This window comes from Bradyrhizobium sp. USDA 241 (assembly GCF_049739505.1).
GTDB classification, from domain to species: Bacteria; Pseudomonadota; Alphaproteobacteria; order Rhizobiales; family Xanthobacteraceae; genus Bradyrhizobium; species Bradyrhizobium liaoningense.
In genome coordinates this window covers 1-10,193 of record NZ_JBMGPZ010000008.1, presented here as the reverse complement: position 1 = coordinate 10,193, position 10,193 = coordinate 1, and the positions used below count along the sequence as shown (strand labels likewise).

Below are 10,193 nucleotides of genomic sequence, written 5' to 3'. Positions count from 1 at the left end.
CGTACCGCTATCCCTGGACTGTCGGTCCCGTCGCCGTTTTGAAATTGCCATTGGCACGGCCCGCACCGGGACCGTTGCGTGTAACGATGGAGGTTATGCCGTTCCTGATCCCGCAATTGCCGAGCCGCACCGTTCGTGTGAAGCAGGGGGCTGTGGATGTCGCCACATGGGCGTTCCAATTGGGCGAAGGGTATCAGGCCAAGACGATCGATCTACCAGCTGGTGCCGGCATGGATCCGCAAGGAATCGTTCTGACATTCGAAATCGAAAACAGCGTCTCGCAATATGCGCTCGGGCTTAACGCGGATTGGCGGCCATTGGGCATGGCCGTCCGCAGTCTGAAGATTGAGGCCGTCGTTCTAAATTAAATAAGACCGCGCAATTTTGCCTTCAGGATACAGGCGATCGCTGAAGCGTCGGTGATGTCGCCGTTGTCCACCATTTCAAACAGCCGCGCCGACGAAACGGTCTCGACAGAGATGATGCCTTCGGCGATTTGTGGGCCGCCGATCTGCGCGACAGTTGCGGTGAAGAGATGGATACAGGCGCTGGAAAAGGCCGGGTAGGGATGGACGCTCCCCAGCGGCTGCATGATCGGATTGGTCGCCCCGATCTCGTCTTCCAGTTCGTGCCGCGCAGTCACGGTCGGGTCTTCTTCCGGTGAGACGCGCCCGCCCGGAAATTCCCATGCCCATTCGCGCGTGGCATGTCGAAAGATCCGGATCAGCACGATGGAGCCGGCAATGATCGGCATGATGAGGCAGCCGGGCTCGCCGATGTGGCGGTTGTAGACGCCGAGTGACCGGTCAGCAAAGCGCACGGCGTCACGTGTTAGCATTCCCAGATAGGGGTCGGAGGCGAGGACGCCGACGCGGACATCGGGGAAAGACAGATCGTTCAATTTCCTGCGGGCGGCTTCCTCGTTCTGCGCTGCGAGAATGTCCTGATCGGCTGTCAAAATCGCGATCGGGCTGTCTGCGGGGGCGCGGAAATAGTCAGGCCTCTCCGCCAGTAGCGCGCGATAACGTGCGAGGCTACCTTCGGGCGAATCCATCTCATCGCTCATGGCGCTCAATACTCCGCTTGGTGTCGCCCTCGTCAAGCAAGGGATTAGCCCGGTCTCATCATACGATCTCGCCGCGTCCGCAATGCGTCGCCATAGACAGCAGCCATTCGTGCACGAAACGCCGATTGATCGAATTCGCTCAGCGCGCGTGCTTGGCCGGCGACGCCCAGCCGCTGCGCCAATAGCTGCTCATCGAGGATCCGGTTCAGCGCCTCGGCCAGGGCCGTCGCATCGCCCGGCGCGACCGTCAGCGACTCCATGTCATGCCGCGCAACGAGAGGGACGGTGGTGGCCAAACTGGTATTGACGATCGGCAGGCCGGCTGCCATAGCCTCGACCTGAACGATCCCGAACGCCTCGGCCTCGGTGACGGAGGGAAATGCAAATACCTGCGCGGCGTGAAACAATTGCTTGATTTCGCCGCGTGGCAGGCGGCCGGCAAAATGCACGCGATCGGCAACGCCGAGTTCTGTCGCCAGTTGCTGCAACTCGGGCAGCAGCGGACCTTCGCCGATGATGGTGGCTTGTCCGTCTACGTCGTGCATCGCGCGGATCAGCACGTCGTAACCCTTATAACTGACGAGCCGCCCGAGCGCCACGATGTGGCGTGGCCTGTCGCGTTTGATTTGCTCGACGATGTCGCGCTTGCACGCATCCAACGTGCGCCAATAATCGAGATCCATGCCGTATGGTATTACCGTGCATTTCGCTGCGTGGGGCCGGAGGATTTCCGAATTGTCGATCATCGGTTGCCCGGACACGACGATCCTGTCGGCACGCGTCAGCACGCGGCGGATCAGCGGCGAGACCAACCGCTTCAGCAGGGAGTAGCCGATGATGTCAGCATGCCAGTAGACGATCAGGGCAACGTCATCGGGCAGGTTCAGTAGGATCGCGGCGTCGTTGAGCGGCAGCGGCGCGTGATGGATGACGACGTCGGCCGACCGCGCACGCCGGACAAAGGCCGGAATATATGCGGGCGCCAGCGGTGTGGAAAACAACGTGCCCAGCGATGCCACAGCTTCGACCGGGACGCCGTCGATCACGGCGTTGCGTGCAGTGCCCCGACGCCGCGCGCATAAAATCGAATGGCTGGTGGCAGGATCGGAGGTCTGGGTAAGGCTCGACATGACGGCGGGAATTCCACCCTCGATGTCCGGCCGGTAAATTTTATAAGCATGCAGGATACGCAAGTCGTTGCCCCGAAATCGTCCTCGTCAGCGAGGGCGCTCATATCTGCGGTCGCTTGCGCGACGGCGCCGGTCAACCATCCGCGGCGGTAGCATAGCGGAGGCGGTCAGGCCGCCTCATTCATGACGATTGAAAAATCGGAAGCCATGCTTCTTTACGAGTTCGTCCCGTTCCGCCAACTTGAGATCCTCACGCATCATTTCGCCGACGAGATCGCTGAACGAGGTTTGCGGTGCCCAGCCAAGCTGGCGCTTGGCCTTCGAAGCGTCGCCCAGCAAGGTTTCGACCTCCGTCGGTCGGAAATATCGCGGATCGATCGCGACGATGCACTTGCCGGTCTCGGCATTATAGCCTTTTTCCTCGACGCCTTGGCCTTCCCAGCGCACCTTCATGCCGACCTCTTCGGCGGCATACTTGATGAAGTCGCGCACAGAATGCTGTTCGCCGGTGGCGATGACGTAGTCCTCGGCCTTGTCCTGCTGCAGCATCAGCCACTGCATTTCGACATAGTCGCGCGCGTGGCCCCAGTCGCGCTTGGCATCGAGGTTGCCAAGATGCACGCGGTCCTGCAAGCCGAGCTTGATACGGGCCAATGCGCGGGTGATTTTGCGCGTGACAAACGTCTCTCCTCGGAGCGGTGACTCGTGATTAAACAGAATGCCATTGCAGGCGTAGATCCCGTAGGCTTCGCGATAATTGATGGTGATCCAGTATGCGTAAAGCTTGGCAACGGCATAGGGCGAGCGTGGATAGAACGGCGTAGTTTCTTTCTGCGGCGTTTCCTGAACGAGACCGTAGAGCTCCGATGTGGAAGCCTGATAAAACCGGGACTTTTTCTCCAGCCCCAGAACGCGCATGGCTTCGAGAATGCGCAGCGGGCCAAGCGCGTCGGAATTTGCGGTGTATTCGGGCTCCTCGAACGAGACAGCGACATGGCTCTGTGCCGCGAGATTGTAGATCTCATCCGGCTGGACTTGCTCGACGATCCTGATGATACTGGAGGAGTCTGTCAGGTCGCCATGATGCAGGGTGAAATCGAGTCCCTGCTCGTGTGGGTCGTGGTAGAGATGATCAATGCGATCGGTGTTGATCAACGACGTCCGGCGCTTGATGCCGTGCACGGAATAACCCTTGGTCAGCAGCAGCTCGGCAAGGTAAGCGCCGTCTTGGCCGGTGACGCCTGTGATCAATGCGGTCTTTTTCGTCATGAAGAAAAAATCTCTTGATGCATGGGCCAGACCTCTCTCTTCAGACAAGCGAGATACGTTAGTTTCGGCTTGGATGGGGGAGGGGCGAGATTGCCGAATTTTCAGCCTTTTAGGATAGATTACCGGTGGAATCAATGCGATCAAGGTCGTTTTAGAAAGCTGCGCCACAGGCCCCAAAGATCAGTTTTCATTTCGGGGGAAATCCGCCCGTTCCAGCGCCTGGCGGCCTTCAGCATCACGAAGATCATGCGCAAGGCGAACCAGCGTGGCGACGTCTTTCGATCGACCCGCTCGTCGATCACGGCGTGTGCGTAGTTCCACAGCCAGCGATCGGGCACCGTTCCAAACAGCGCCTTCTGCATGTCGTTGATTTCGCCATGCACCTTCAGGCGTGAGCCCAGGGTCTTGTTTTCGGCATAAAGCCGGGAGCCGGCCAGTTTCTGTTCCAGATAGGCGAAGCGGACGCCCGCCTTGCCGAGGCGCAGCCAGTACTCGTAGTCCATACAAAAATTGCGGCTTTCGTCGAGCAGCCCGTGCTGCTCGACGACGCGCCGGCGGAAGAACGCGGCCGGCTGGCAAATGAAACAGGTGTCCCTCAGGCGCTCGAAATTCCAGGGCTCGGTCGGGTAGGCTTCGAACGCGTAATCGACCAGATCGATGTGATCGGCCATGCCGTAGATCACATCGACATCCGGATGGGTCTCGAAAAATGCAACGACGCGTGCGATCGCGTCGGTATAATAGATGTCATCCGAATTGAGCCAGCCGATGATCTCGCCATCGGTGGCGCGCAACCCCTTGTTGACCGCGTCGGTCTGCCCCTTGTCTTTCTCTGACGTCCATCGGATGCCGTTGCCAAAGCGCTTGAGCACCTCCACCGTGTCGTCCGTGCTGCCGCCATCGAACACGACATGCTCTATCTCGGCCCCGCCTTGCGAGGCGACGCTCTCAAGCGTGCGTCGAATGAATTGTCCCTGATTGTAGGACGGCGTGACAACACTGACCTTCATGTCGAGCTGCTTTCTGGGAACAACGAGATGCGCTGGCCGTCGGCATGCACGATCTCACATTTCACAACGATGCCCGACAATTCCCGCAAGTCGTCACCGGCTCCTGTTAGCGCCGGAACGAAAGAGGGCGATATCTCGATGTCAAAGAAACCGCCTGCCAGCGGCAGCGGGACCGAGACTTTTCCGTTTCGGCCACGCAACAAGGTGACCTTGGATTTTTTATCGCTGCCCTGCCGAATTAGCATGGTCATCTTGGAGACCGGTGCCCAGCCTGGAAGCGCGATTTCGAAATCAAGGGTTCGGGCTTGGGTCGAGGCCAATACCTGCACTTTCGGGTTCGGACCGGCCCAGCCGTCGGGGTGAATGCCAACCAGCAAATTCGACCGATATTCGAGTCCGGCCGCTTCCTGGAAAATCTCCCAATATTGCTCGGCCATGAGCTTTGAGTCCGAAAATTGCGCCGCGCGCAGGTCTCCGGCGCGCACCAATCGCGCGGTCAGGTCTTTGTCATGGGCGAGGGCAATCATCGCGCGGGCGATGTCGTCGGGGATGCGGGGATCGAACAGAATCGCGGCATCACCAGCGACTTCCGGCAGCGACGTAACATTGCTGCAGGCGACAGGCACGCCAGTCGCCATCGCTTCGATGACCGGCAATCCAAAGCCTTCATACAGGGAGGGAAAGATCACGCCTGCGCTGTTAGTGACCAGGGCCAGAAGCTCGGCATTGGCGAGATAACCCGGGAACAGGACATGGTCCCCGAGCCCGAGGCCCTCCGCGGCCTGCTTCAGCCATCGTTGTCGCGCCCCAGGCGCGCCGGTGCATACCAGGCGCACATTGTGATCCAGTCGGCTGCTGCGGGCGATGCCGAAAGCCGTCATCAGCATGTCGTGGTTCTTGTGCTTCCAAAAATTCGCCGGATAGATCAGGTACTGCCCCGCAACCAGCTGGAGCCGATCCAGGATCGACTCGTCTCGCGCGGCGTTGCGCAGGCTGTGCTGCGAAATATGCAGGTGCACCGTCTTGATGTGGGCAGGATCGAGACGACCGTGTTCGATCGCCGCCTGCCGCGAATATTCGGAGATGGCGACCAGCGCCGTGGAGCACCGCGCCGCATCGACAAAGGTGCGGTCGCGCTGCGCCACGTCGGCCTCGGGAAAGAACTCCGGATAGGTCTTGTATTGCAGATCGTAGATGACAGAGACCGTGGGGACACCAAGCTCAAAATAGGTGGGCGCAGTAAACGGACAGAACAACAGGTCCGCATTCTGCTCTCGTACGACGTGCGGCACCGTGTCCCTGAGCATCGGCTTCAGACGGTTGATCGCACGTCGCACAATCCGCCTCGGACGTTCCGGCAGGAGACGCAGCAGCCGGGAAGATAATTCCGTTCCCAGCGATCGAAGAACCGGCGGGTTGCTGTGGTCGAGGACCATCACACGTCGGATATTCGCGCGGTCGAGCGTGCCGAGTTCTTTGTGAGCGGCGGCCTGCGTCAGCAGGACAAACTGGGTTTTCGGCGCGCGCTCGGCGAGACGGCGCAGCAGTTCCAGCACGAACACCTTGGCGCCGCCATTTTCTCCCCCCGGAAGAACGGGCGTCAAATCGACCACGATAGTGCGCAGGTATTTGCGATCGGCAGCTTTTGAAGACACGGCTGAGACCTCTTAGCGTTGCCTTGTGGTGCGAATTCGCTCGAGCCATCTCGGGTGCGTGATGCGCCACACCAGGTTCTCGCGAACCCGCTTGAGCTGGGCGTTCAATTGACTAATCATGCTATTCAGTTCGTTGACCTCGGCGCTCAGATGCTGTTGCTCGCTTTCTAGCGCGTGGATCTCCGTCAAACGGTCGGCGCGATCGCGCTCCGATTCGATCAGGCTGCTTTCGAGCTTTTGCATGGCCTCGAGCCGGGCCGCTGCGTCGGCTTTCGCGCGAACCAGCGGGAAGGTTTCGAATTCGTCGAATGCGTTGGGCGGACTGGTGAAATGTTTTTTCAGGTCGGCGTGTTCGTTCGCCAGGTAAAATCGGTTGACGCCATCGAAGTAAACGAACGCATAATCGGCGGCGAGGAGCAGCGGCTCCCATTCGGCGTGGGATTCCACCCGGGTCTGCGGCACCGTCGCCTCGGCCAGAATGACGATCGGACGAAACCGGCGGAGATCGAGACCCTTGAGAACCTCGAGCTCCCAGCCCTCCACATCGATCTTGAGAAAGTCGATGACCCGCCCTTCGCAATGCTGCGCGAGCAGGTCCGTCAGTGGCACCACAGACACAGTTCGGGTTGCTCCCGAGGCGCCGCTGCTATCCGCGTTATGCTTGACGCGGTCGTCGAACGACGAGAGCTCGCCGACGTCCAGCTCGAGGAACTGGGCTTTCGACGCAATGGCGCCAACACCGCAATCCAGATTGATGTCGCGCGGCCGGTCTGCCGCCAGCCGATCGAATAGCTGCTTGTTGGGCTCGATGTTCAGGCCGCTCCAGCCGAGATCGTAGAACCACTTGGTCACGCTCAGATTGACCGGATCGGCGGCGCCGACATCGACATAGAAGCCGCTGTCGCGGCCAGCGAACACGCGCGCGAGCATGACGTCTTCGAAATTTTGAGCGTAGGAGATCAAACGCGACGTCCTCGAAATATGGGTAGCCGAATCGACGCCGACCCGAGTTTTGTCCGCGGGGTCTTAACCTATCCCCATTCTAAAAGCACGGGGGCACCGCAAGCCGACCTGACGGGCACTGTGGATGCGGCAGTTCCTTGCCACCACGCTGGTTAGAACTGGCTGAGGTCAGCCTGAGGGCTTTATGCTTAGCTCGATCCCGTAATCCATGATGCGTAGGATCATGGGTCTAGCGTCACCAGTGGTAGGTATTGTTCCACCGACGGGATCGTCGATCGTGATGCTGATCGAACTCTTTCCGGCGGTCAGGTCGATGGGAATCCTGATTTTGCCTGGCTGGATCTCGATTGTGCGGCCGCCGGCGCCATTTCCGATGGTAACATGAAACTGTTGCGCTTCCGGCGCGGCCCGCGGGCCAGGCTGGACGTTGGCGAAGAGGGCGGCTGGACCTGCCCGTCCCGCCACCACCAGAACGTCGGTTTTCCCGCCGCCCAGCCAGATGCCACCCGGCTCGATCCCATTGGGATTGATGACGTCGGCAAGCACGGTCCAAGCGCTGTCGTCAACTTCCCAGAGGCTGTAGGCCTCGCCGTCCCAGATCCGCCGCGCGCCCCAGAGCGGTGCGCGGATCGTGTCGTTGCGGTCGGTGACGATGTAACGGATTGCGGCCGGGTCCACAGGCTTTGCCCGTTCCATGAACGGGATGACGTGGGCCTGCGCCATGAAAATCCGATAGGGCGCGATCAGTAGCGACATGTCGGACAGATAGAACACGGCCCATTCATTCGCGACGTCGTCGCGTACGGCGAGCAAGGTGGGCGCGTGCTGCGCCAGGCCGCTGATCGTCTGCGCCTCGCGATACGCCTTTTGCTGCAGGGCGTTATGCTTGAACCGGATCACATTGGCCTGCACGACGGTGCGTTCCGCCACCACGACGAGCAGGACGGTGGTGACGACGGCCGCGATTGAGACGCGCTGCGACAGTCGTGGCTTTGCCCATTCCGCTAGGCAGATCCCGCCAGCGACGGTGAAAAAGCTGATCATCCAGAAATTGACGCTGATGATCTTGTAGGCGGCGTAGCTATAATGCTCGAGAACGGCGAAATGAAGGAAGGCCGCGGCCACTGTCGCCAAGGCAAGAATAGCTCCCCAGCGCCTGCGTTCGACCCAGGCACCCAGCAGCGTTACGGCGCAGAGCAGGGCGCCGAGTATCCACGGCAATGCGATCCAGCGGCTCTGGGAATATTCGCCGCCCAGCGCCCAGAGCGTGTCGGGAAGTCGCCCCAACGCCAACAGCCCCAGGAAATAGCCGTCGCCCGGCCGGACCGCGCCCGCCGCCGTCGTTGAATACTGGCTTTTCAGCATGGTCATCAACGCGTCTAGGCCGGGCCACGTCAAGAGCACGAAAACCGGGACGGCAATGCAGCACACCAGCAGGGTCCGGCCAATTGCCAAACGGAGCCGGGTGCCGGGCGCGACGACAAATGCCATCGCGATCACCAAACCGATAAAGGCCAGTTCGACATAGGCAAGCAGCGCGGCTGCGCTGAGCACACCGATCAGGACACTCGCGCCCCGCAGGTTGATACCGCCGCCGGCACGGAGGGCGAGCGCGGCGATCAGCGGTAACATGGGCAGCAGCAGAAGCTGGTCGAAATTGCCGGCAAAGACGATGTTGGCCGGCCAGCCCGATCCCGCCAGCAGGGCCAGGCCGAGCGCGGCTTCGGCGGATCTGAAGCTGTTGCGGGCGAAGCCGATTAGCGCGCTGGTATTGGCGAACAGCAGCAGCAGACAAAGCGGCGCCATGGCCTGATCGGCCTTGATGCCGCCGAACCCGAAAGCGAGGTGCGCCAGGATGGCAGAGGAGGCGTTGCGCGTATTCATCAAATGCGAGGCATACTGATGCAAGGACGACAGCCCGCCCTCGGCGCCCCGGGCGACAGTCGACAGATAGTCGGCGACCATGATGTAGGACCACGGGTCGGCATAGGTCGAATTGACGAAATCGCCGAGGCCATAGCGCAGGGTTGCGGGCATCATGAGCAGCGGCAGCAGGGCCGCCGTGGCCCAGAGCCACAGCCGGTCCTGCCGTGTGTCCACGGCATTCGCTGCGACGCGCCGGTTGACGGAGAGCCGCAACGCCACGCCGAGGGCGGCGAGCAGCAGGGTGGCGATCCAGACCGGGCCGAAGATGTTCTTCAGCGGGACTGAGGCCCACGCCGCGCCGGACAGCGCAATGATCCACAGCGCAAGGGTCACCGCCGGCCCGGCAAACAGCGCCGCCGACCAGCGATGCCGGCCATGCCCCGCGAGATGCAGCAGCGCGTAGCCCGGCCATATTATCACGAAGAACGCCGCCAACGCGATCAATGCGGAGGGCAATGGCTGGAACAGGATGGCGCTGAGCATGGGGCTTGTGGGTTCGGTTTCGGGAGGCGGTCTTAGACCATATCGTGGGGAATGGTAAACTACTGCGCTGAAGCGACCGGCTTGAACAATCTGCTTTCAGAACGCCACCGGCCATGGTCTGAGCCCCGCAAACTCCTCCAAGAATGGGTAGAGTCCGTCACCTCTGAGGAGATGGACCATGAAGCCAAGTCGGTTCACGGAAGAGCAGATCATCGGGATTTTGCGGGAGCAGGAGGCGGGTGTGGCGACGGCTGATGTCTGCCGCAAACACGGGATCTCGAGCGCAACATTCTACAAATGGAAGGCCAAGTACGGTGGCCTGGAGGTATCCGATGCCAAGCGGCTGAAGGCATTGGAGGACGAGAACGCCAAGCTGAAGAAGCTCCTGGCCGAGGCAATGCTCGACAACGCCATGCTCAAGGACGTTGCGTCAAAAAAATGGTGACGCCCGCCGCGAGGCGAGAGGCCGTCGCTCATCTGCGGACCAACTTCGAAGTGAGCGAACGGCGGGCGTGCAAAGCCTTGGGGGCAGATCGCGCATCGGTGCGCTATCGCAACGGGCGAGCCGATGATGCGGCCGTACGCGCCCGCCTGCGCGAGCTGGCGGCGATCCGCCGCCGGTTCGGCTACCGTCGTCTGCTGGTGCTGATGCGCCGCGAGGGGCTGGTCATGAACGATAGCGGTACGACGA

8 protein-coding genes and 1 pseudogene are annotated in these 10,193 nt (G+C 61.0%); 2 read left to right on the top strand and 7 right to left on the bottom strand.

Features of this window, described 5'->3' with window-relative positions; translation table 11 throughout:
• Positions 1-368 (top strand): hypothetical protein (locus ABIF91_RS45110; protein WP_424579916.1); only part of this gene is annotated, 368 nt, incomplete at its 5' end.
• On the opposite strand, the gene ABIF91_RS45105 is transcribed toward ABIF91_RS45110, so the two are convergent.
• The 7 genes from ABIF91_RS45105 to ABIF91_RS45075 all read right to left on the bottom strand — a co-directional run bounded on the left by ABIF91_RS45105 (position 365) and on the right by ABIF91_RS45075 (position 9,502).
• Positions 365-1,066 (bottom strand): NUDIX hydrolase, encoded by a 702-nt coding sequence (locus ABIF91_RS45105; RefSeq protein ID WP_051393964.1) that lies wholly within the window; start codon positions 1,064-1,066, stop codon positions 365-367. The genes ABIF91_RS45110 and ABIF91_RS45105 overlap by 4 nt on opposite strands.
• Before the next feature lie 44 nt (positions 1,067-1,110).
• Positions 1,111-2,259 carry a glycosyltransferase gene (locus ABIF91_RS45100; protein WP_028180922.1) on the bottom strand — a complete coding sequence of 383 codons (1,149 nt, stop codon included), beginning with the start codon at positions 2,257-2,259 and terminating at the stop codon, positions 1,111-1,113.
• Between the two features lie 114 nt (positions 2,260-2,373).
• The gene (gene gmd / locus ABIF91_RS45095; protein WP_424579915.1) at positions 2,374-3,465 is read right to left on the bottom strand and encodes a GDP-mannose 4,6-dehydratase; all 1,092 of its coding nucleotides are present in this window, start codon (positions 3,463-3,465) and stop codon (positions 2,374-2,376) included.
• Between the two features lie 140 nt (positions 3,466-3,605).
• Entirely contained in the window at positions 3,606-4,475 is an 870-nt protein-coding gene (locus tag ABIF91_RS45090) for a glycosyltransferase family 2 protein (protein WP_035718375.1), read from the bottom strand.
• Positions 4,472-6,130, bottom strand: a complete 1,659-nt coding sequence (locus tag ABIF91_RS45085; RefSeq protein ID WP_210163995.1) for a glycosyltransferase family 4 protein — start codon at positions 6,128-6,130, stop codon at positions 4,472-4,474. The genes ABIF91_RS45090 and ABIF91_RS45085 overlap by 4 nt, the downstream gene beginning before the upstream one ends.
• A 12-nt stretch (positions 6,131-6,142) precedes the next feature.
• Entirely contained in the window at positions 6,143-7,093 is a 951-nt protein-coding gene (locus ABIF91_RS45080) for an FkbM family methyltransferase (protein ID WP_051393963.1), read from the bottom strand.
• Between the two features lie 168 nt (positions 7,094-7,261).
• Complete coding sequence (locus ABIF91_RS45075; protein WP_284278065.1) at positions 7,262-9,502, bottom strand: hypothetical protein; 2,241 nt, start codon at positions 9,500-9,502, stop codon at positions 7,262-7,264.
• Between the two features lie 178 nt (positions 9,503-9,680).
• On the opposite strand from ABIF91_RS45075, the pseudogene ABIF91_RS45070 reads away from it, so the two are divergent.
• A pseudogene (locus ABIF91_RS45070) lies at positions 9,681-10,193 on the top strand (transposase); the annotation flags it as partial.